Raw genomic sequence first — 20,973 nt, forward strand, 5'->3', positions numbered from 1 at the left:
AAGTGGCAGTCGAGATGTTCTACGACGATGACGCCGACCTGTCGATCATCCAGGGCCGCAAGGTCGCTGTCATCGGCTACGGCAGCCAGGGCCACGCGCACTCGCTGAGCCTGCGCGACTCCGGTGTCGAGGTCAGGGTCGGCCTCGCGGAGGGTTCGAAGTCGCGGCCGAAGGCCGAAGAGGCGGGCCTGACCGTCGGCACCCCGGCCGAGGTTTCGGCGTGGGCCGACGTGATCATGGTGCTGGCCCCCGACACCGCGCAGGCGTCGATCTTCACCAACGACATCGAGCCCAACCTCAAGGACGGCGACGCGCTGTTCTTCGGCCACGGCCTCAACATCCACTTCGGCCTGATCAAGGCGCCGGAGTTCATCACCGTCGCGATGGTCGCCCCGAAGGGCCCCGGCCACCTGGTGCGTCGTCAGTTCGTCGACGGCAAGGGTGTGCCCGCGCTGATCGCCGTCGATCAGGACCCGAAGGGTGAGGGCCAGGCGCTCGCGCTGTCCTACGCGAAGGCGATCGGTGGTGCCCGCGCCGGCGTCATCAAGACCACCTTCAAGGAAGAGACCGAGACCGACCTGTTCGGTGAGCAGGCGGTGCTCTGTGGTGGCACCGAAGAGCTGGTCAAGACCGGCTTCGAGGTCATGGTCGAGGCCGGTTACGCGCCCGAGATGGCGTACTTCGAGGTGCTGCACGAGCTCAAGCTCATCGTCGACCTGATGTACGAGGGTGGCATCGCCCGGATGAACTACTCGGTCTCCGACACCGCCGAGTTCGGTGGCTACCTGTCGGGCCCGCGGGTCATCGACGCCGACACCAAGAAGCGCATGCAGGACATCCTCAAGGACATCCAGGACGGCACCTTCGTCAAGCGCCTCGTCGCCAACGTCGAGGGCGGCAACAAGGAGCTCGAGGGTCTGCGCAAGGCCAACGCCGAGCACCCGATCGAGGTCACCGGCGCCAAGCTGCGCGGGCTGATGAGCTGGGTCGACCGGCCGATCACCGAAACCGCCTGAGTTTCAGCTGATCAACGGCCCGGCACCGAGGGGTGCCGGGCCGTTTGTTGTTCGCAGGACGGGTGGCGTCCGTAGCCTTCACCTATGACGTCACTCGCTGCCGCCGAAGTCATCGCGTTCGCACCGTCGACCGACTTGGCTCGGTCGCGCCGGTTCTTCGGCGAGGTGCTCGGGCTGGAGGTCGTCGAGGTGACACCGTTCGCGTGTGTGGTGCGCAACGGGGGCACCATGATTCGGGTCACCGCGGTGGAGAAACTTGTTCCGCAGGCCTTCACGGTGCTGGGATGGGCGGTCTCCGATATCGCGGGCACCGTCGCTGAACTTGCCTCGCGCGGTGTGGAATTCGTTCGATACGAGGGAATGGACCAGGGCGACAACGGTGTATGGACCACACCGGGCGGCGACATGGTCGCGTGGTTTACCGATCCGGACGGAAACGTGCTGTCGCTCACCGAATTCGTGAGCTGAGTCGCAACCAGGGCGTTCGAAGGGCCAACGAACGGGACGGCCCGGCGCCGAATCGGTGCCGGGCCGAAATGTTCTAGCTGCTGCCGAACAGTCCGTGCGGACGGTTCTGGCGGAACTGCCAGAACGGATCCTGACCGTGGCCGCGGTCCGAGAACGGGCCGTTGTTGCAGCTCCAGTCCTTGAACGGGCCGAAGTCGCAGTTGCGGTCATGGTGCGGATGGTGGCGGACCTGGGTAACGCCCGGCACGCCGAGCTGCGCGTCGGCCGACGCTGGAATAGCCAACGCGGTCAACGGAACCGCGACGATCGCACCGGCGACAGCCACTCGAGCCAGCATGCGGCGCGAATTAGTGGACTTGGTTGTGGAGAACAACATGGATCCTTTCACTCTGCGGTGAACTGTTCGTTCACCATCCCCCGCTGCGGTCTGCCCACGCGAGCGCACGGCGGTCGCGTGGGCAGGTCGGGATCAACTGTGTCGCCGCTGCTTTGCGAGCGCCCCCGGCAAACCCGGCACAGCACCGACTGCACGGTCTCACTCTCGCGCATTTCGCCCGAAAGGTCACGGGTGTTGGCACGTCTACGGAAATTTTCAACCTGGGGTACTAGGGGTTAACCCTCAGTGGCGCAACAGGCCCCGAATATCGATGGCACCGATGTCAGGGCCTCGCAGGTCGGTGCTATCACGGTGCGGATCAGATCGTCGGCTCGGGGTTGTCGTCGCGGGTCTTTCGGCGGTCGTACCACTCGACGAGCAGCGGGGCGCCGATGCCGTGCAGGACGACGCTGCCGACGACAACGACCAGGGTCGTTCCGATGACGAGGTAGGCGGCTTCGTCCTGCTGGAGCTTGTTGAACGCGATCAGCGCGAAGACGATCGACGCCACCCCGCGCGGGCCGAACAGGCCGAGCATGGTCCGTTCGCGTCGGGTGAAATTCGAGCCGAGCATCGAGATCGCCACAGGTACGCTGCGGATCAAAGTCAGCGCGAGCACCCCGTACAGCACGACCTGCCAGGTAAGCCAGGTGAGGCTCGCGGCCGCGACATTGCCGACCGCGAACCACATGGCCAGGCTCAGGAATTCGGTCACGTCCTCCGTCAGTTCCAAGGGTTCACCAGGGATGTCGCGCCGCGTTTCCCGATACGCGACACCGGCGAGGAACGCGGCCACGAATCCGTTGCCGTTCAGCCAGACGGCGAGGCTGAAGGTCAGCACGGGCACCGCGAGTGTCCCGATGCGGACGGCCCGAGAATCCGTCCAACCCTGGCCGACTGCCACGGACATGCAGTATCCGGCGGCCGCACCGAGCGGAACGCCTACGAGCACCGCCTTCAGCACCGCAGGCACTGCCTGCCCGAGAGCGTGCATGGCCTGATCCGAACCGGGGCTCAGTTCGGCAGCGGCCAAGGCGAACAGGAAAATCGGCGCGACCAGCCCGTCGTTGAATCCACTCTCGACGTTGAGCGCGTGCCGAACCCGTTGCGGTACCCGGGAATCGCGGACCGATGTCTGCGTCGGCACCAGGTCGATCGGCACAACGATGCAGGCGATCAGCAGGATCAACGGCCACGAATTGCCAGGCAGCAGTACGTTTCCCAGCAGCAACGCGGCCGCAAGGCTCAACGGAAAGGCGAGGAACAACAGCCGAACGACCCCGGTCCTGCGTTCGGACAATCCGTTCCGGACCTCGGTGGCGTCGCTGAACAGAAACAACGCCAGCAGGAATTCGACGATCTTCAGCGCCGCATCGGTATTGATAGCCGCGGCCAGCCAGTGGTCGCTGCTCCAGCCCACCAGCATGCCGACTACCACCATTGCCAGCGGGGCGGTGACCTTCCAGCGGGCCATCGATTTCGACAGGCTCGACCAGATGAGGATCACGGTCATCGTCGCGGCGATCGCAAGCAGCATGGAGACCCCGATCCGTCAGGGACGCAGGATGAGTCGGATCGGATCGCCCTCTTTGCGGACGAGCCGGTCGACGACGGCGGGCGCCTCAGCGAGCGGGAACACCCCGCTGATCGAGCGCGAAAGGTCAAGGCGCCCACCGGCGGTCAGCCGAATCAACTGCGGCACGTGCGTCGGACCCGAACCGTAGTGTCCGCGAATCTGCTGCTGAGACACCACGAACGGCGCGCTGTACTCGATGGTCAAGGGCTGATTGACGATGCCGACCAGGACAAGTCGTCCTTGGTGCGCCAGCACGCGGACCGCCTGCTCGCGCACCGCGGGTACGCCGGCGAAGTCGAACGCGGCATCGATCCCTACGCCGCGGGTGGCCGCCCTGACCTTCTTCGTGAGCTCGGGGTCGGTCGAATCGAGCGCCAAATCGGCCCCGAGCTCGACTGCTCGCTCCCGGGCGGCGGCATTCGGGTCGACCGCGATGATCGGATAGGCGCCGACGATGCGCAGCAACTGCACCGCGTGCGCGCCGAGTCCGCCTACACCCCACACCGCGACGGCCTGCGCGGCGCGGACGTCGCCCGTTGCCGTGATCGCGGCCCACGGTGTCGAGACCGCGTCCGGGATGATCGCCGCCTGCTCGAACGGCAGGCTGTCCGGGATCGAGATCACCGACTCCGCCGTCGCGAGCGCGTACTCGGCCCATCCGCCGTCGTAGTCGACACCCCGCGTGTAGACCACGCCCTTACGCAGCTCGCCCGCCTGCAATGCCACCCGGTCGCCGAGGGCGAGCCCCGTGACCTCCGGCCCCACCTCGGCGATCGAACCGGCCACCTCGTGCCCGAGCGTGACCGTGTCGCCCGCGAGTAGCTGTGGCTGCAGGCCGCCGTCGATGAGGTGCACGTCGGACAGGCATACCCCGGCGGCTTCCACCTTGATCAAGACCTCACCCAGGCCGGGGGCCGGTTTCGGGACCTGCTCCAGGGATAGGGTGCGCGAGGGAATGTGCAATCGGGCCGCAAGCATCGTTTCCATGCGAGTCCTCCGCGAATAGTTACCCGAAAGGGGCGAGCGTGACGGACGTTATCAGGAAACAAGATCAACGGGGCAGCGTGGTTGCCTGGTACGGGTGGACGCTCCGTCGTGTCCCGCTCGAGCATGCTGGCCGACTGTTCGCTGATGGTGTGCCCGGCGGCGTGTGGCCGGGTTCGGTAGGCCGGATCGCACATGCTCAACGGTGTTGTGCGAGTGCACGCGCCGCAATGTCCCGTTCGAGCGTTGGCGGGTCTCTCGGCGCACCGGCGCTGGTGGTGTGCCCGACGGCGTGGGGCCGGGTTTGGTGAGCGCGTGCACATGGTCAGCGGCATTGCGCAAGTGAACGCGCCGTCATGTCCCGTCGAGTGTTGGCTGGTGTCTCGGCGCACCCGCGCTTGCGATGTGCCCGGCGGCGTGTGGCCGGGTTCGGTAGGGCGGATCCCACATCGTCAACGGCGTTGTGCGAGAGTCCCGCCGAGTGTTGGCTGGTGTCTCGGCGCACCCGCGCTTGCGATGTGCCGACGCCGTGGCCGGGATCGGGATCGGGTAGACCCTGGAGTCTGGCGTGATCGACGGGATACGGCAGTGCTGTTGTGCGAGCAGGCGCTCCGCGATGTCCCGTTCCAGTGTTGGGCTGTCGACCTCTTGGTGCTCGGGCGCAGCTGATGTCAACGACGTATCTGCAGTCGATAGATTTAGCGTGATCGACGGGATACGGCAGTGCCGTCGTGCGAGAGGCGCTCCACCATGTCCCGTTCCAGCGTTGACCTGCCGACCTCTTGGTAGCCGGGCGCAGCTGACGTGCAACGACGTAGCTGGAGTTGGTGGATCTGGCGTGATCGACGGGATGCGGCAGTGTCGTGCGAGTAGGCGCTCCACTACGTCCCATTGATAAGGGCACCGCAGGCACGGTGAAGAGGCCGACGCTGGCAGGGAACATGCCAGAACACGTCGTGCCTCGCCGTGGGTACCGAGGTGGTGACCTACTCGACGTTGCGCGCACCACCGTCGGGGTCGGCCGGATCGAGGTGCCAGCTCCTGATGCGGCGGGGGTGGATGCGGATGATGTCGTTGGAGAACCACTCGGGCGCGACCGGGGGAACGTCCACCGTCAGGGTCTCTACCACGCCACGGATTTCGACGCCGCGGCCCCAGCCCGGCTTGACGGCGCCGGGTTCGTCGGGAGTCATGTCATCGATCAAGAGGCTGACCAGCGGGTTGGCCAGGATATTGCGATAGCGTTGTGTCGCAGCGTGATTCGGCCCGCCGATATCGATGGTGTCGTCCGGATTGAGGCGGAACCCGAGCGGGCTGACCTGCGGCGCCCCCTCGGGTGAGACGGTGGCGAGGCGGGCCAAACTCTGGCTCGCGAGGTAGGCGCGTTCGATGTCGGTGAAACTCATAAGGCGACCCTAGAACCTCAATCGCAGTTCAGATCAACCCTCGCGACACCGCGCGGATCTTGAAGGCACCGAGTCCAGGCGATCTAGACTGTTACTGATGAGTAAGTTCTTCGGCTCTGTCGACGAGGTGACCCCGCGGCTCACCGATGCCGGGTACCTCCCGTCCATCGACATCGCCACCGCCGTCTTCCTCGCCGACCACCTCGGCAAGCCCCTCCTGATCGAGGGGCCTGCGGGCGTGGGCAAAACGGAGCTGGCCAAGGCCGTCGCCACCGCGTCGACCGCCGACCTCATCCGCTTGCAGTGCTACGAAGGCATCGACGAGGCCCGCGCCCTCTACGAGTGGAATCACGCCAAACAACTGCTCCGCATCACCTCCGAGCGTGCGGGCTGGGACGACACCCGCGACCACGTCTTCACCGAGGACTTCCTTCTCGCCCGTCCGCTCCTGGCCGCCATCCGCAACCCGGACCCCACTGTGCTGCTCATCGACGAACTCGACAAGGCCGACGTCGAACTGGAGGGCCTGCTCCTCGAGGTGCTCGGCGACTACCAGGTGAGCATCCCCGAACTCGGCACCATCACCGCCGTCCGCAAACCCTTCGTCATCGTCACCTCCAACGCCAACCGCGACCTCTCCGAAGCCCTGAAGCGCCGCTGCCTCTACCTCCACATCGACTACCCCACAGCCGAATTGGAACGAGCCATCGTCCGCATGAAGGTTCCCGAACTGGACGAAGCCCTCGGCGAGCCGGTGGTCCGCGTCGCCGGAGCGTTACGTGAACTATCCCTGCGCAAGCCGCCCTCCATCGCCGAAACCGTCGACTGGGCAAGAACTCTCGTGGCCCTCGGCACCCGCTCGTTGACTGGTACAGTTGTCCGCTCAACCCTCGGCGTCCTGCTGAAATATCGAGCGGACCACCGCATTGCGTCCGAACGCCTGTCGTTGGACCCCGATGAGGGGACAGAGCGGTGAGTGGTCACTCAGTAGTCGCAGAGCTTGACCCATTCGAAATTTCCGTTGCGGTCGTCGAGATTGCTGGAATAGCCCCGACTTTCGAGCAAGAACAATCCGGCACCCTCGACGTACGGCACGGCGAGGTCGAAGTCGGTGGCGCGGTAGATGACCCACTTGCTGTCCCGGGCACCCAACATGCGCGCGTTCTCGGCGGCATCGAGGAAGCCCATGAAAGAGAAGTCGTGGGTCTCCCAAGAGCCGACGGTGCCATCGAAGTCAGGGAACGCCGACTGGTACGTATGCGCGTAAAAGTAGCCTCGCGACCCCCCCGACCCGGAACAGCTTCCAGAGGTGGAATCGGCGTGAGCCGACCCGATGCCGGTCAGCAGGGTAGCCACCACGGCGAAGAACGTGAACAGAACTCGCTTCATAAACCCCACGCTAAAGAGATCACCCGCCTGGACGATCATCACGACATCATCAGCGCCTCACCGGGCCGGTTTCCGATCTCGCGCCACGCACGCACCGCGCTGTCGGAGTCGTTCAAGTCGGAACGTGTGAGCTGTGACAGCCTGCTGACCGCCGACCTCGCCGCCGAGCAACTCGTGCTCGTGAACGCGGCCGCTCGAGGCCGGACAGCGGGCGGCGCATCGAACGCGAGCCTCGACGCCGAGTCCGTACTTCGCGCATTTAGTCGGTACTTCGCACCTCGGGCAGACATCCGTCGCCTGGGTCGGCAATCAAGAGCGTATGCGAAGCCGGCCGTGAATTCCGACAGAGACAGCATGACTGCGTCGCCACGCCGTGGCAGTGCAGAGACCGTCGGTCTCCGCGCGGCCGAGCAACTCGCACTCTTGGATGCGGACGCCCTAGGTCGGACAGCGGCCGGCGCATCGAACGCAGGCCGTGCAACCGACGCCGTACTTCGCACATTCGGTCCGTCCTTCGCACGTCTGGCAAACGTTCGAAGCCTGTGCCGGCGATCAAGCAAGTCTGCGAAGTACGCCGTGGATTCCTGTGGAGACAGCATGACTGCGTCGCCACGCCGTGGCAGTGCAGAGACCGTCGATGACCGCGTGGCCGAGCGATTCACGGTGTCCTCGAATGCCGTGGTCCGAATGGAGGCCGCGGCATGACCTCTACCCACCGCGGGCCAGCTGCTCCGCAACAGCCCTCCGACACGATCACCAATCGTCTCGTCGAGTTCGTCGGACTACTCCGCGACCACGGAATCACCGCGGGTCCTAGCGAAACCATCGACGCCGCAGAGGCAATGCTCGCCCTCGGACTGTCGGACCGAAACCGACTGCGCTCGGGGATGGCCGCCTGCCTGCTCCGTCGCGACGGTCAGCGCGCCGTCTTCGACCAACTCTTCGATCTTTACTTCCTGACGGCTGAACAGCCGCAGCCGACCGCGCCCGCAACGCCAGAATCCATTGAGTCACTTCGAGATCGACTCGCAGCTGCCTTGATCGAGGACGACCCGTCCGCCGCCACCGACCTCGCCCGCCAAGCCCTGACCGAACTCGGCGCGTACGGGGGAGCGGGCACCGGCCAATCCGACACCCCCGTCACCACCGCCTCCGGCGCAGGCTGGTCCCCCTACCTGACTATGCGAGCCCTGAACCCAGACGACCTCATTGCCCGCATAGTCGCAGGCACAAGCGGCGCAACCGAACTCGACGCCGCCGTCCGCACCATCGAAGCCAACCGCCGCCTCACCCAATTCCGCACCGCCGTCCAAACCGAGGCTCGCCTACGCTCCGCCCAACTCCGCGGCACCGAATACATAGCCCGCCGCGGCGTAGACTCCAGCCCCGACCAGATCGATTTCCTCGGCGCCCGCGAACAAGACCTAGCCGAAATGCGCCGCCTAGTACACCCTTTGGCCCGCAAACTGGCCACCCGCCTAGCCGCCCGCCGCCGCAAATCCGTCCGCGGCCAAATAGACATGCGCCGCACCCTCCGCCACTCCATGTCCACCGGCGGCGTCCCCATCACCCCCGTCCTCCGCTCCCGCAAACACGGCCGCCCCGACCTGGTAGTCCTAGCCGACCTCTCCGGCTCAGTAACCGGCTTCGCCGAATTCACCCTCCAACTAATCCAAGCCCTTCAAGACCAATTCACCAAGGTCCGCAGCTTCGGTTTCATAGACACCTGCGACGAAATAACCAACTTCTTCACCCCCGGGGAACCCCCGACCCCCGGCCTAGCCGCCCGAATAGTCCGCGACGCCAACGTAGCCCGCTACGGCAGCTCCAACTACGGCGAAGCCCTCCAAAGCTTCGCCGACAACTACCTCGAAGCCCTAGGCCCCCGCACCTCCCTGCTGATCCTCGGCGACGCCCGCACCAACCGCACCGCCCCCAACCTCCCCGCCCTCCAAACCATGTGCGACCAAGCCAAACACGCCTACTGGCTCAACCCCGAGCCCTCCCGCTCCTGGTCCACCGGCGACTCCGCCGCCAACGTCTACGCCGAACACATCACCATGCACGAGTGCCGCAACGTCAAGCAGTTGGCCGAGGTCGTCGGTCGACTCCTGCCAACGTGATGAGGATTCGGATCTCATCGTATCCGGCATCTCTTTAGAGGCTCGTCGAGACGATATTCTTTGATGGGGCTTGTAGCCCGCAACTGCTAGCCGTTAATTAATAAGCCAATCCGCTGGATCAGCGTTGTGCTGCCGCGTCTTCTATAGGCCATAGGTCAAATTGGCCCTGGGGAGAGTTTTCAGAAACGGGTGCGCTCTTCACCTGACGTTTCAGGTGTGCGGGTCCTGAAGATTTTAGATTGAGGCGGCGCTCGTGCATGTCGACCGGCTCGCTAATGCTCTGGTCCCGTTCTCGCGCGGCTTTCAGGACATTGATTATCGACTCGCCCACGGCCTTTGCCACAGGCGGCGGGAACGCATTCCCCACCTGGCGGTACTGCGCTGTCTTTCCACCTGAGAAGTCCCATTCGAGCGGGAAGCCCTGGATGATCGCAGCCTGTCGCACTGTGAGCATGGGGCCATCAGGGCCGAAAAGATCTCGGTTCTCCGTTTGTTTCTCTGCGCAGGTCTTGATGTCGTTGGCGACACCCATGCCTGAGATCCCCAGCTGCTTCCATGCGTTTTTCGCTCGGCTGGGTCCGAGGTCCGCACCGCCATGCTTCTTCGACCCGCCGACGAGCGTGGGTGCGATAGCTCCACCCTTACCTTTGAGCTCAGCATTGCGACTTTTCGCTTTGTCGTGCCACCGCTCGAAAGCCGCGTGAGCTTCCTCCGAGCGAACGCCGTCGAAGTAGGGTTCGAAACGTTCACGCATCGATGGTTCGAGCTTTTCCAGGACGCTGACTGGTTCTGTGTCTGTTCCTGTGGGTAATTCGTACGTGAGATTGCCGAGGATTTCTTTACGGAATGCGACCAGGATTGCGCGAGGTCGAAGTTGTGGCACGCCGAAGTCGGCGGCTTCCAATATTCCCCATGCGGGTTCGCTGTAGCCGAGGCGTTTCAGCCTGCTCTTGATCCGGTTGCGATATTCGTCGAATTTTGGATCCATGAGTCCGCGGACGTTCTCGATCATTACTGCTCGCGGTTTGAGGATCTTGACCAGCTCTAGCATTCGAGGGAAGAGGTCTCGCTCGTCGTCTTCACCTAATTGCTTTCCTGCGTGCGAGAACGGCGGGCATGGTACGCCGCCGGCCAGAAGGTCCAGCCCATGCTGTTGGAGCAGATCATGGCTCTTTTTCATGACCTCGGGATTATGGGGATCGAACTCGTTGACATCGGTTCCGAGGATGTCGCAGTTCTCCCGCTCCCAAGCCCACAACCGGTGGTCGTTGATGTTGAGTTCGAGGGTCTTGGCCGCGTACTGGTCGATCTCGACCAGTGCTAGATGGCCGAAGCCTGCCTGATGAAGGCCGACGGCTTGGCCGCCTGCGCCGGCGCAGATCTCGATCGATGTGAACTCGGGCTTGTTTGAAGTTGCGGAGGTGCGCTTCGGTGCGTCACGTGTCATGCCTTCGGCCCGTCATCACAGGTCAGTAGATGCACCGTGCGCTCGAGCACCACTCCGCATCCGGAGATCTGTTTGCTGGCGCAACTCTGTATGACGCGAAGATCGGTCACGCTGATGCCTTTCGATGCGGAGGCCAAGTTCGGGTAGTGGTGTGTGCGCGAGTATCTTTCCGTATGACACTCGCCTGCCTCGAACTGGGACAGATGTGACTGAGGGACGATCGGAAGAAGCTCGGAGTAAGGCCCACCAGCGGGGCCTCTATCCGGCTCCCCTCAACGAGGGACGTTCCCGCAACATGCGGGCCAATCGCAGATCCGGCACCAAACCGGAGATCGTGCTGCGCAGTGCGCTTCATCGGCTGGGGTATCGCTACCGCAAGGACTTCAGACTCGACCTCGGATCGATCAAGGTCCGACCTGACATCGTCTTCACGGCCCGCAAGGTCGCCGTCTTCGTGGACGGCTGCTTCTGGCATGTTTGCCCGGAGCACGGCCGACAGCCGACAACCAACGAATGGTATTGGGCCCCAAAGCTTCGCCGGAACATCGAGCGCGACCGAGCCGCGGATGTTGCCCTGGCGGAGGCGGGTTGGCAGGTGGTCCGCCTGTGGGAGCACGAGACTCTGGAGAACAGTGTGACTGCAGTCACCAGCATCTTGGATGGCGGACCCGAACATGTGAGCGATCATATGGGATCAGCGGGAAGTTGATCGAGGGACGCTCCGGACAAGCTAGATTTGCTAGCCGTGAGCGCCTCATTCAGGACAGAGTTGCTGGGATGGAAGCCGCCGGGCAAGAAGGACAAGAAGAACAAGCTCGGCTGGAAGTCGGTACCTAATTCTGCGGACACCGACAACGTCGCGAGCCTGCGCCTCGCTGCGCATATCCTTGAGCGACTCGGTGAGCCGAATCCGAACTTGACCGAGTTGACGCCTGATGCACCGCCAGCGAATCCAGGCGCGCTGCTAGAGGTGCAGGTGCTCACTAACTTGGCCAGCGAATTGCCGAAGTTGGATCCGCGGCGGGCATGGGATTTTGCTCGTGGGAGGAGCATCGTCGGGTACGCGCAATACCAGCATTTAGCTGGTGTTACCGCCGCGATCAAGCAAGATCCGAACCTTCGGGTGACGTTGGGCACCGACTATCTGATCAAACCTGACGTGCTGGTTGGAGTTTGCGGTACACCAACCAGCACAAAGCATCCATGGCTGCACGCTGCGATCGCATGCAAGTGGACGATTCGCTCCGACCGGGTCCAGAACATTCGCCACGAGAACAGCAACATGATCAGGCACAGACGTGGGCGGTTGCCTCACCTGGTGACGGTGACAGCCGAGCCGTTGCCGACGCGGCTCGCCTCGATCGCGCGCGGAACGGGCGAGGTTGACGCGACCTACCACATTGCCTACGAAGAGCTTGCGGATGCTGTTGCTGCACACGGCAGTTCGGAGCAGAAGGCGGCGTGGGAAGAGGTAACCAAACAAGGGCGACTTCTGGATTACCGGAGTCTGGCCAGGTCGTTGGTGGACTGGTAGCTGGCACGTTCAATTAATACCGATCAGCTTGTTCGGGCGAGCGCGCGGTCAAGCAGAGCGTCTGCGTCGACCCGCCGGTTGTGCTGTTGGAGGTAGCGGAGGATATACAGCACATCGCGCTCAGACCGGTTTCCGGCGTAGCTGATGATGGCTTCGGTCTCCTCGATCAGGCCCATATCACGGCAGGCGATGACGGCATTCGCCGTCTCTACAGGGGCGGCTGTGGCGCCGACGTGGCGAATAACGCCGATGGCGCCCTCGCGGTTGCCGACCGCGGCATACGCAGCAAGGTCGTCGGCGGCATCCCATTGCACCCCGACGGTCGCGCTGTTGCGCCGGTCCTCTTCGGGACGGGGGACCGGCGCAACACCAGGCGATACGACTCGGCCGGTCTCGGCCGGCTCACTCTCCACCCTGCGCCGAAGTTCGTCGAGCTCGTCCCATGAGATAACCTCCTCAGCACTTCCAGCGCTGGCCGACGCGAGACTGTGCAGCTCCCAGAGCTGTGCTTCCTTAGGGGCGCCCTTACGGTTGCCGTATGCCCAGTCCCACAGAACAGACTTGGTCAGATATCCGTACTCGAACCGGAGCTTGTACTTATCTGCCCCAGCCTCTTTCCGCAGTTCATCCAGCATCTCCGCGAGGTCCCTCTCGATTGCCCGCAGCGACGAACAGCCGGTCTGACGGATCAGGACACGGACGGCCTCGGCGAGGACCAGCCGAGCAGGTGACAACTTGCTGGGATCAAGGTCGGCAAACTGTTTTCGTCTCTGTGCCAGCATGATTCGCCTCCATCAACGTTGCCCTCCGAACCATCACATTCTCCTTGCTGGAACGTTCCTGGCAATAGGTTCCACGTGCTGCAGCTGTCCTGATTTCGGGACAGCAGAACCTGGGACACCGGCGCGCTACCGATTCCGGAGCCAATGCTGTTCAGTAGTTGGGAAGCTGGCACCGACGAGCATGGCACCATCGGCGCTGAATGAAGTCTGCTGATCCTTCGCCCTGGAAAGGTGGGTTCCACATGGCTGTGCCGTCGTGGGAAGATCCGAAGCTCGGTGCAATGAAGCGTGTGGCACTGTGGTTGGTGCAGAACGTCGGCATCGGAGAGCTGTTCACTAAATCTCAGCTTCGCGAAGCATTCCCTGAGACGTCACAGATCGATCGCCGTATGCGTGACCTGCGTGACTTCGGGTGGCGCATCGACACCAACCGTGAAGACCCGGCCTTGGGTTCGCACGAGCAGAGGTTCGTCACACAAGGGGACCCTGTGTGGGAGCCGGGCAAGGCGACGAGGAAGGTCGGCGTCACGGTTACGGCTGCTGACCGTCACGCCTTGCTGACCCGTGATAGCCACAAGTGCCGTTCGTGTGGAATCGGCCCTGGTGAGCAGTACACCGGGACCTATGTCGCCTCGCAGCTTGATGTTGCTCGCCGTCCGGTCCGTTTGCCTTCCGGTGAGATCAGTGTGCAGCTGGTGATCGAATGTAACCGTTGCCGCGTCGGGAGACGTGATTTGATCGCGGACCTAGGCGACGTCCTCACACGCATCGACCGCTTGCCTGCCTACGAGCGAAAGATGCTGGCCGGTTGGATTGAGCAGGATGCTCGCAGCTTTAGCGATGCCGAAAACCTCTGGGCGGCCTATCGAACGTTGCCAGCGGACTCGCGGGACCAGATCCGCGCGGCCCTGGTGGAGCCCGTGCCCATATCTCTGGATGATCCGGCCTAACAGCCTACCGATTCTATGGGCAGCCTTGCCGCTTTATTTCCTACCCGCTGAGGAGAACTTGAGATATGTTCACGGATTTCGGAAGCCCGCCGAATGCCGCCAGCACACGCGCGCTGGTCGAGCAGCGAGTGAAGGAGCAGCGAGAGAGTAACGGGATCCCGGAGACCTTGACCGTAGAGTGGCGCGGTCGGCCTCTGCATGTCGAGGTCATCGACATGCCGTTGGATGCTTTGGTCTACAACCCGGGTACGCACCGTATCCGGGCGCAGCGCAGTCTCGATTCAGGTCGCGATGCTGTCCTCACCGTAGATCCGTGGAGTTCCGAGGGGCAGGACTACCTGCGGCATCTGTTGACGGTCCGTCCCTCGGAGCCGGATCACCGCGACCCTGCATTCGATGAGCTGACAGATAGCCTTGAGCAACACAAACAAATTGAGCCTGGCCTGATCAATTACGATGGAATTCTCGTAAATGGCAATACGCGATGCGCGGCGCTTCGTGAAATCGGTATTGCCAGCATGCGAGTGGGTGTGCTGCCCGAATCTTGCACGTGGGACGACATCAATGATGTTGAGCTGTCTCTGCAGCTGCGTCCCGATCAGCGGCGCGACTATTCCTATATCAATAGGCTGCTCGCAATCGATGAGCAGAGAGTCCAGCTCAACCGCGAACTGCCGGTGATCGCCAAAGCGTTCCACACGACCACGAAGTCCTGTGATCGCGACCTCTGGGTCCTCGCGCAGCTGCGCGACCTGATCCAGCGCAGTACGACTGTCGGCGGGGCGTCACTGCGATTGATGGACTTCGAGGGTTCCAAAGAAAAGCTTTCCGAGCTTTACCGCGCCTACGAAAGTGAGCATCTAAAAAGCAAGGAGAGAGCCGATCTACTTCGAGAGGCTCGCTTGACCGCGATCGTGCTCGATTTTTCCAAGACTGATGTTCGGAATATCGATGCCGATTTTTACATTCGGTACTTGGATAAAACCCTGCCTGAGGAGTACAAGGTGACTGATTCTGATGCTCCGGCCACAGTTCAGATTCCTGGACTGAACAGAGAAGTGAAGGCGGCTGGAGCGGGAGTTGTCGCCGCGCGCGGCATCACTGATGCACTGCTACGGGCGAAGGCCGTCGAAACAGTCGGCGGGGCTGGCTCGTCTGCTGAGCATTCAGCTGCATTGGCCGTCATAACCTCGTACAAGAACTCTTTCGACCAGGCGATCGAGAGTGTAGGTCGGGACATTCGATTGCGGAAGAAACGCTTGGCTGCACCGGACCGGATCAACGAAGCTTGCAAAGATTTGGAGCAGTCTATCACCGACCTAGTCCTTTCTCGGGGCAATGCCAGTCTTGATGAGGGAGCGTTTGATGATGCTCTTGAGCAGCTCCGCATTGTCCTTGACAAGTTGGCGGTTGAGGCCCAGCGAAGTATCGACCTGCCGGGAGACGGTCTGACCTGGCTGATCGCTGCGACGGATATAAAGCAGCCACGGTTGTGAATGATGGTGAGAGCACACCATCGTTGCGTCTGGCCTTCGATGTGACACGTACACGTGTAGAACTGAGGACTTCTTCGGCGATCTTTCAGAGTGACTTTGCCCAGCTGACGGCGCGAGTTGCTACAGGCGGCCAGCGCGGCGCGTTGTCTGCTGAAGTAGATCTCGATGATTTCCTCGTGAATCTCAGCGAGCTGGCGGCCTGGACTCACCCTAACGTTGCCTGGGATCCAGACCTTGTGGCGCTTGTCAACGGAGTACTCGATGACGCCGACACCGTGGAGCGAAGTCTTGACAATGGGCTTGCTGGAAGCGCAGCTGATGCAGTCCAGCCGTCTGACGTCGTCGGCCTGCTAGGCGCACAATGGATCGCTGACCTTACAACCTTCCAACAGCGTGACATAGCGCGGCTGTTGTCGTTGCGCCACGGCGCCAACTTCAGCGTCCCTGGCGCCGGTAAGACCCGGGTGGCACTCGCGATCTACGCCGTGATGCGTGAACGCGGAGAAGCACAGCGGCTATTGGTCGTTGGACCGAAGTCGGCCTATGAGTCGTGGGAGTTCGAGAGCTCGACTTGTTTCAAGGCTGCGCTGCGAGCCACGGTGACGGGGCGTTCGGACGACCCCCTCGCTGAACTTCGCATCATGAACTATGAGCGGCTGGATCGCTCATTGAGCAGTCTCGCTGCCTGGCTGCGCGCGGAGCCCTCGATGGTCGTGCTGGACGAGGCTCATCGAATGAAGCTCGGGGCTAGCGGCACTTACGGCGCCGCCTGCCTGGCACTTGGTCCGCTGGCGGCCAGACGATTGATCCTCACCGGCACACCGGCCCCCAATGGAGCCAAGGACCTGGAGAACCTACTGTCGTTTGTATGGCCGGGCCACGGCAAACGCGTGGTTACCGAGGCGGTGGGTGGCGGCGACCTCGCTTATGCGAGCTCGGTACTACGCCCGTTGTTCACTCGTACGACCAAGGATGAGCTCGGTCTGCCACCGTTCGAGCCGAAGGTTCGTTACCTGGACATGCCTGCGATCCATGCGGAGGTCTATGAGGCTCTCAAAGGCAACTTCTCCGCTCGTGCAGAAGGTTCGCGCGGCAACATCGAGGCTCTGGGCCGGGCGATGCTGCGGCTGCTGATGGCGGCGATCAGTCCTGCATTGCTTTTACAGGGAACCAGCCAGTACGAGCCGCTGGAGTATCAGCTTCCTCCATTGGATCCCCACCCCGGCGACTCTCTGTACGAGCTGCTCCAGAAGCTCCCGCGCCTCGAGCTCTCACCCAAGTATCAAGAGACTCTGAAGATCGTCGCGGACAACGCTGCCGCCGGTCGTAAGACCTTGGTCTGGACAACGTTCGTGCGCAGCCTTACCACCCTCGAGAAGCTGTTGGGGGGGTACAACCCGGCTGTCGTTTACGGTGGCACGATCGACCGTGACGAGCAACTACGTCGTTTCCGCGAGGAGTCCGATTGCCATGTTCTGATCTCCAACCCTGCCACTCTCGGTGAGGGCATCAGCCTCCACCAGGTCTGCCACGATGCCGTCTACGTCGACCGTGACTTCATGGCCGGGCGGTTCCTGCAGAGCCTGGACCGCATTCATCGCCTTGGCCTTGCCCCCGGCACCGAGACAAGAGTGACTATCCTCGCGACCCGCGGCACGGTTGATGAGGTAGTGAAGCTGCGGCTGGACGAGAAGCTGGAGTTCATGGGGCGCATCCTCGATGACCCAGGTGTCCAGCAGCTCGCCGATCTGCAGGAGGAGCCGGCAGCTGGTGTCGGCATGGACGCAGCAGATGTGCGTGCACTCCTACGGCACCTCGACGCGTCTCCCTGTCGGGCGGAGTCCAACTAGGTGAGTCCCTGAACGGTTCTCACCGACATCGCGCGGGATCGCGATCTATCCGATCGGGCAGCTCTCACCGCCAAAATATTCAAGCAGCGCGGTTTGTTGCCTGGCCTTGTAGCGGCCACAACGAAATGGTGCTGCTCCCACCCGGGCTAGGGGTGGGAGCAGCTGTGGAAACCCCGGCCTACCTCCATAGACGAACTAGAACGGAGCTCACATGAACAGCGTAGCCATCTCGATTGGCGAGGCGCGCACCGCGCAGCCGTCGAGTACAACCGAGGCCAAAGTAGCGGGCAACGGACCTGTCCTGGTGCTGTCCCTCTGTCTCGTTTTCACTGTGGCTCTCGTCGTAGGCTTGGTGACGGGGATTCTGAGCCGGATTGACGCCGCCACGCTTGCCAAGGCTGTGATGTGCGGTGGCGCTGCCTTCGGCACGACGCTATTGATCGGAATTGCGCTGATCGCGGTGCTTTAGCACCGCCGCCCTCGGTAGCGACGATACCTCTGCTACGCGGGCTATGCTTTGACTACACATCCGGATGTCTGGGGAGTCATACGATGTCAAGCAGTCAGCTACCACTCGGGTTCACAGGTGAAGAGCATGATGAGGAGCTCGACGCAGTCCGGTTCGAGCTGTATCGGCTTGATCCGACCGGAGCGCGGGTAGCCAGGGTTCTTCGTGACACGTTGGATCAGCTGTACGACGGACAGCGAACGGGGCGGTGGAACTTCTCGCAGCTGTTCAAGACCGAGAAGACCCACATGGGAACCTTGGTCGAGATAAATCTGCAGCGTGAATTCGAATTCGAAGACGGAGACGCGACGGATTATCGAATTGCGGGGATTGAGGTAGACTGCAAATATTCTATGCGGTATGGCGGTTGGACCTTGCCGCCTGAAGTGGTCGGTCACATAGCGTTACTTATAACCGCTGACGACAATCATGCCACATGGAATGCTGGATTGGTTAGAGTGAAAGAATCGTATCTCAACCTGGGGCGTAATCGAGATGCGAAGACGACGCTTTCATTGGGAGGTCGAGCGGAAGTGCGCGAGTTGTGGCCGGATGTCAGATTCTTGGCACCTAATATCTATATCCAACTGGATGGGGTCACTCGAGATCGTATATTCTCGGCAAAGTCACGAGTGGGCAACCGGCACGGTCAGGCGCGGACCAATGAGCTGTTCCGATCGGTTCATGGGAGAATAATTAGGCGGGCCGAGATTGCCACGGTGGCGCAGCAGGATGACTTCATGAAGCGTGTCCGAACGAATGGTGGATCACGCACGGTTTTGCAAGGCGATGGCGTAATTATACTCGGGCATCAGGAACGGGAAGTGGCCGCCAAACTCGGCTTGCCGGTTCCGAGCAAGGGCGAATTCGTTGCTGCTCGTGTGACACCGGCCCGTATCGACAGGGACGATCCTGTTGCTGAGATTGACGGTTCGATGTGGTCGGTCGCCCGACCCGGCGATCCGACGGTGCCTGCACCCGTTATTTAGCGGTCTGGTGATGGTCGGTTAGCGCCACGGAACAGGGTTTGAACCCGGACGCTGGCTGTCGAACGTTGTTCGCCCGCAGAGTAGTTGAGGGCTTCGTGTCGGTGCCCTGCCGTAGCTTGGCCGACACAAACGAATGAGTAGAGCGGGCCCCGAGCTCGAGGTGGTTGACATGACAGTGCAAGTTAGCGGCGATGACGTCGCACAGCTCTTCGGTTCCGCAGGGAAGGCCAAGAGCAGGCTCCAGTGGTGGAAGACACTGCCGGGCCGCGAGTATGTCGCGGAGGAGGTCCTTTCTCACGTCAGCTCCGCCATCTTCGACATCGAACCTGAAGCGGTCCGTGAGCTCGAAACCGAGCATCCGCTCGGTGACTTGCGTGAAGACTACGACAACACAGTCCAACTCATCAGGGACTGGCGTCCAGATTTCGCGTTCTCGCACCTGTTTCACTTCTGCCTGGAAGACCTGGGCAGAGTCTTCAGTTGGCAAGAGTTTCGAGACGGCTGGTGCACGGTGCCGTCTAGGAAGCCCTGGCTGTGGAATCCCGCCAGGGATATACAACATCAGGCCGCAACCCACCTCGTCCAGCGCAAAGGTTTTACCGAAGACAGGGCGCTGGCAGCCGCACGCGACGCGTTGCAGTGGCGCATCGGCGCCTTCTACTACTCATTCCTCCGCGAGGCCTACGCATTGAGCTGGCTCCGCAAGCAGGGCCTGCCAGCGTTGTCGCATCCGCTCGCCGATGCGCTCTTCCGTGCCGACCTTTGGTGCGGCAGTTCCGTTGTTGGCATCTACATCGAGAACCCCCACTACCGTAGCGGTAAGCAAGGTCGCAAACATTCGGCGCAGTACTACCTCGAAGATCAGCGCCGCTTCAACTTCGTTGATCTGCGAATGGCAAAACCCGGAGAATTCGGCACAGTCGCGTTGCCTACCGACGATGAGATGGACCTCTGCGCAGACACTCTGCGGGCGCGGCTTCGTACTTAGTTTGGCTCGTTAGAAGCGGCGCTGACTGCCTGGCCTGATAGTGATACGTGGCTAGTGGCGGACTTCGGCGACCTCGACGGTGCGACGTTCCCTGCGGGAGAGTTCGCAGGCTTCGGCTACGTAGAAGGCTTCTAGGGCGTCGGTGGGGGTGCAGGGGTTTTCGGAGGTGCCGTTGATGAGGGAGATGAAGGTGGCTAGTTCTTCGGTGTAGGCGTTGCGGAAGCGGTCCATGAAGCCGGGGTAGGCGGGGTAGGGGGAGGCGGGGTAGTCGGGTTCGACTGAGGTGAGGGGGGAGCGGTCGTCTAGGCCTACGATGGCGTTTCCCTTGGAGCCCAGGGCTTCGAGGCGGACGTCGTAGCCTGCTCCGTTATAGCGGGTCAGGGAGATGGTGGCGAGGGTGTTGTTGTCGAGGCGCAACAGCACCGCGGCGGTGTCTATGTCGCCGGATTCGGTGAAGATGGGGTCGCCCTGGTTGGTGCCGGTGGCGTAGACCTGGGTGATTTCTCGGCCGGTTACCCAGCGGATGATGTCGAAGTCGTGGACGCCGCAGTCGCGGAAGATGCCGCCGGAGCGGGGTATGTAGTCGGCGGGGGGTGGGGTTGGGTCGAGGGTGGTGGCTCGGAGGGTGTGCAGCCAGCCCAGCGAACCGGAGGTGATGGCGGTTCTGGCGGCTTGGTAGCCGGCGTCGAAGCGGCGTTGGAAGCCGATTTGTACTGGGACTGTGGTGTTTTGGAGGTGTTCGAGGACGGCTAGGGTGCCTTCGATGTTCGCGGCGACCGGTTTTTCGCAGAAGACGGGGATGCCTGCGTCGACTGCCCTGGTGATCAGCTCGGGGTGGGAGTCGGTGGCGGTGGTGATGATCAGGCCGTCGAGGTCGGCGGCGAAGAGGGTGTCGAGGTCGGGGGCGAATTCTAGGCCGAGTTTGGTGGCGGTGGTGCGGGCTCGGTCTGGGTCGGCGTCGGCGACGATGACGTTGGCCACGTTGGAGAAGTTTTTGAGGGTTTCGGCGTGGGAGGTGCCGATGCGGCCGGTGCCTGCGAGGCCGAGGGTGACGGCTTTGTGGGATGTCATCGAGCTTCCTCCTGGTGAAA

The 20,973-nt window shown here is 62.5% G+C and carries 20 protein-coding genes; 12 read left to right on the top strand and 8 right to left on the bottom strand.

From position 1 onward, the window contains the following. Positions 1-14 precede the first annotated feature (14 nt). Positions 15-1,016 (top strand): ketol-acid reductoisomerase, encoded by a 1,002-nt coding sequence (gene ilvC / locus ACIBCN_RS14870; RefSeq protein WP_378719792.1) that lies wholly within the window; start codon positions 15-17, stop codon positions 1,014-1,016. 84 nt (positions 1,017-1,100) lie between these two features. Next, positions 1,101-1,484 carry a VOC family protein gene (locus tag ACIBCN_RS14875; protein ID WP_396992089.1) on the top strand — a complete coding sequence of 128 codons (384 nt, stop codon included), beginning with the start codon at positions 1,101-1,103 and terminating at the stop codon, positions 1,482-1,484. A 73-nt stretch (positions 1,485-1,557) separates the two neighbouring features. Here the strand turns inward: ACIBCN_RS14875 and ACIBCN_RS14880 are convergent, their stop codons facing one another. From ACIBCN_RS14880 to ACIBCN_RS14895, 4 genes are all read right to left on the bottom strand, one after another. Then, positions 1,558-1,860: a hypothetical protein gene (locus ACIBCN_RS14880; RefSeq protein WP_396992090.1), complete on the bottom strand. Its 303-nt coding sequence runs from the start codon at positions 1,858-1,860 to the stop codon at positions 1,558-1,560. Positions 1,861-2,179: 319 nt separating this feature from the next. Beyond that, complete coding sequence (locus ACIBCN_RS14885) at positions 2,180-3,397, bottom strand: cation:proton antiporter (RefSeq protein WP_396992091.1); 1,218 nt, start codon at positions 3,395-3,397, stop codon at positions 2,180-2,182. A gap of 15 nt (positions 3,398-3,412) precedes the next feature. Beyond that, positions 3,413-4,423, bottom strand: a complete 1,011-nt coding sequence (locus tag ACIBCN_RS14890) for a zinc-binding dehydrogenase (protein ID WP_396992092.1) — start codon at positions 4,421-4,423, stop codon at positions 3,413-3,415. A gap of 983 nt (positions 4,424-5,406) precedes the next feature. Further along, on the bottom strand, positions 5,407-5,826 hold the full coding sequence (locus ACIBCN_RS14895; protein WP_396992093.1) for a PPOX class F420-dependent oxidoreductase: 420 nt from the start codon (positions 5,824-5,826) through the stop codon (positions 5,407-5,409). Between the two features lie 97 nt (positions 5,827-5,923). Here ACIBCN_RS14895 and ACIBCN_RS14900 point away from each other — a divergent pair, with 97 nt between their 5' ends. Further along, the gene (locus ACIBCN_RS14900; protein WP_396992094.1) at positions 5,924-6,802 is read left to right on the top strand and encodes an AAA family ATPase; all 879 of its coding nucleotides are present in this window, start codon (positions 5,924-5,926) and stop codon (positions 6,800-6,802) included. A gap of 8 nt (positions 6,803-6,810) precedes the next feature. Here the strand turns inward: ACIBCN_RS14900 and ACIBCN_RS14905 are convergent, their stop codons facing one another. After that, entirely contained in the window at positions 6,811-7,254 is a 444-nt protein-coding gene (locus ACIBCN_RS14905) for a hypothetical protein (protein ID WP_396992095.1), read from the bottom strand. A gap of 662 nt (positions 7,255-7,916) precedes the next feature. On the opposite strand from ACIBCN_RS14905, the gene ACIBCN_RS14910 reads away from it, so the two are divergent. Beyond that, positions 7,917-9,338, top strand: coding sequence for a VWA domain-containing protein (locus ACIBCN_RS14910; protein WP_396992096.1), 1,422 nt, complete (start codon positions 7,917-7,919; stop codon positions 9,336-9,338). Positions 9,339-9,456: 118 nt separating this feature from the next. Here the strand turns inward: ACIBCN_RS14910 and ACIBCN_RS14915 are convergent, their stop codons facing one another. Continuing rightward, entirely contained in the window at positions 9,457-10,785 is a 1,329-nt protein-coding gene (locus tag ACIBCN_RS14915) for a DNA cytosine methyltransferase (protein WP_396992097.1), read from the bottom strand. Positions 10,786-10,990: 205 nt separating this feature from the next. On the opposite strand from ACIBCN_RS14915, the gene ACIBCN_RS14920 reads away from it, so the two are divergent. After that, complete coding sequence (locus ACIBCN_RS14920) at positions 10,991-11,494, top strand: very short patch repair endonuclease (protein ID WP_396992098.1); 504 nt, start codon at positions 10,991-10,993, stop codon at positions 11,492-11,494. 36 nt (positions 11,495-11,530) lie between these two features. Next, positions 11,531-12,319: an NgoMIV family type II restriction endonuclease gene (locus ACIBCN_RS14925; protein ID WP_396992099.1), complete on the top strand. Its 789-nt coding sequence runs from the start codon at positions 11,531-11,533 to the stop codon at positions 12,317-12,319. A 23-nt stretch (positions 12,320-12,342) separates the two neighbouring features. Here the strand turns inward: ACIBCN_RS14925 and ACIBCN_RS14930 are convergent, their stop codons facing one another. Beyond that, positions 12,343-13,101, bottom strand: coding sequence for a hypothetical protein (locus ACIBCN_RS14930; RefSeq protein WP_396992100.1), 759 nt, complete (start codon positions 13,099-13,101; stop codon positions 12,343-12,345). Between the two features lie 242 nt (positions 13,102-13,343). On the opposite strand from ACIBCN_RS14930, the gene ACIBCN_RS14935 reads away from it, so the two are divergent. The 6 genes from ACIBCN_RS14935 (at position 13,344) to ACIBCN_RS14960 (ending at position 19,882) form a co-directional block, all read left to right on the top strand. Then, positions 13,344-14,051: a hypothetical protein gene (locus ACIBCN_RS14935; RefSeq protein WP_396992101.1), complete on the top strand. Its 708-nt coding sequence runs from the start codon at positions 13,344-13,346 to the stop codon at positions 14,049-14,051. A 65-nt stretch (positions 14,052-14,116) separates the two neighbouring features. Continuing rightward, positions 14,117-15,547 carry a transcriptional regulator gene (locus ACIBCN_RS14940; RefSeq protein WP_396992102.1) on the top strand — a complete coding sequence of 477 codons (1,431 nt, stop codon included), beginning with the start codon at positions 14,117-14,119 and terminating at the stop codon, positions 15,545-15,547. Continuing rightward, on the top strand, positions 15,544-17,397 hold the full coding sequence (locus ACIBCN_RS14945; protein WP_396992103.1) for a DEAD/DEAH box helicase: 1,854 nt from the start codon (positions 15,544-15,546) through the stop codon (positions 17,395-17,397). The genes ACIBCN_RS14940 and ACIBCN_RS14945 overlap by 4 nt, the downstream gene beginning before the upstream one ends. 211 nt (positions 17,398-17,608) lie before the next feature. Continuing rightward, complete coding sequence (locus ACIBCN_RS14950) at positions 17,609-17,866, top strand: hypothetical protein (RefSeq protein WP_396992104.1); 258 nt, start codon at positions 17,609-17,611, stop codon at positions 17,864-17,866. Between the two features lie 83 nt (positions 17,867-17,949). Continuing rightward, positions 17,950-18,894: a NaeI family type II restriction endonuclease gene (locus ACIBCN_RS14955; RefSeq protein ID WP_396992105.1), complete on the top strand. Its 945-nt coding sequence runs from the start codon at positions 17,950-17,952 to the stop codon at positions 18,892-18,894. A gap of 169 nt (positions 18,895-19,063) precedes the next feature. After that, a complete protein-coding gene (locus tag ACIBCN_RS14960) occupies positions 19,064-19,882 on the top strand; it encodes a hypothetical protein (RefSeq protein ID WP_396992106.1) in 819 nt (272 codons plus the stop codon). A 51-nt stretch (positions 19,883-19,933) separates the two neighbouring features. Here the strand turns inward: ACIBCN_RS14960 and ACIBCN_RS14965 are convergent, their stop codons facing one another. Continuing rightward, positions 19,934-20,953 carry a Gfo/Idh/MocA family oxidoreductase gene (locus tag ACIBCN_RS14965; RefSeq protein WP_396992107.1) on the bottom strand — a complete coding sequence of 340 codons (1,020 nt, stop codon included), beginning with the start codon at positions 20,951-20,953 and terminating at the stop codon, positions 19,934-19,936. Positions 20,954-20,973 lie beyond the last annotated feature (20 nt).

Origin of the sequence: Nocardia sp. NPDC051052, assembly GCF_044456045.1 — a bacterium.
Taxonomy (GTDB): Bacteria; Actinomycetota; Actinomycetes; order Mycobacteriales; family Mycobacteriaceae; genus Nocardia.

What these genes read in the sequence shown, in the direction of transcription:
- ACIBCN_RS14895 (WP_396992093.1), bottom strand. Translation starts at nt 5,826, where the DNA reads ATGAGTTTCACCGACATCGAACGCGCCTACCTCGCGAGCCAGAGTTTG.
- ACIBCN_RS14935 (WP_396992101.1), top strand. Translation starts at nt 13,344, where the DNA reads ATGGCTGTGCCGTCGTGGGAAGATCCGAAGCTCGGTGCAATGAAGCGT.
- ACIBCN_RS14955 (WP_396992105.1), top strand. Translation starts at nt 17,950, where the DNA reads ATGTCAAGCAGTCAGCTACCACTCGGGTTCACAGGTGAAGAGCATGAT.
- ACIBCN_RS14915 (WP_396992097.1), bottom strand. Translation starts at nt 10,785, where the DNA reads ATGACACGTGACGCACCGAAGCGCACCTCCGCAACTTCAAACAAGCCC.
- ACIBCN_RS14960 (WP_396992106.1), top strand. Translation starts at nt 19,064, where the DNA reads ATGACAGTGCAAGTTAGCGGCGATGACGTCGCACAGCTCTTCGGTTCC.
- ACIBCN_RS14930 (WP_396992100.1), bottom strand. Translation starts at nt 13,101, where the DNA reads ATGCTGGCACAGAGACGAAAACAGTTTGCCGACCTTGATCCCAGCAAG.
- ACIBCN_RS14885 (WP_396992091.1), bottom strand. Translation starts at nt 3,397, where the DNA reads ATGCTGCTTGCGATCGCCGCGACGATGACCGTGATCCTCATCTGGTCG.
- ACIBCN_RS14890 (WP_396992092.1), bottom strand. Translation starts at nt 4,423, where the DNA reads ATGGAAACGATGCTTGCGGCCCGATTGCACATTCCCTCGCGCACCCTA.
- ACIBCN_RS14950 (WP_396992104.1), top strand. Translation starts at nt 17,609, where the DNA reads ATGAACAGCGTAGCCATCTCGATTGGCGAGGCGCGCACCGCGCAGCCG.
- ACIBCN_RS14905 (WP_396992095.1), bottom strand. Translation starts at nt 7,254, where the DNA reads ATGATCGTCCAGGCGGGTGATCTCTTTAGCGTGGGGTTTATGAAGCGA.
- ACIBCN_RS14900 (WP_396992094.1), top strand. Translation starts at nt 5,924, where the DNA reads ATGAGTAAGTTCTTCGGCTCTGTCGACGAGGTGACCCCGCGGCTCACC.
- ACIBCN_RS14910 (WP_396992096.1), top strand. Translation starts at nt 7,917, where the DNA reads ATGACCTCTACCCACCGCGGGCCAGCTGCTCCGCAACAGCCCTCCGAC.
- ACIBCN_RS14940 (WP_396992102.1), top strand. Translation starts at nt 14,117, where the DNA reads ATGTTCACGGATTTCGGAAGCCCGCCGAATGCCGCCAGCACACGCGCG.
- ACIBCN_RS14965 (WP_396992107.1), bottom strand. Translation starts at nt 20,953, where the DNA reads ATGACATCCCACAAAGCCGTCACCCTCGGCCTCGCAGGCACCGGCCGC.
- ilvC (WP_378719792.1), top strand. Translation starts at nt 15, where the DNA reads ATGTTCTACGACGATGACGCCGACCTGTCGATCATCCAGGGCCGCAAG.
- ACIBCN_RS14875 (WP_396992089.1), top strand. Translation starts at nt 1,101, where the DNA reads ATGACGTCACTCGCTGCCGCCGAAGTCATCGCGTTCGCACCGTCGACC.
- ACIBCN_RS14880 (WP_396992090.1), bottom strand. Translation starts at nt 1,860, where the DNA reads ATGTTGTTCTCCACAACCAAGTCCACTAATTCGCGCCGCATGCTGGCT.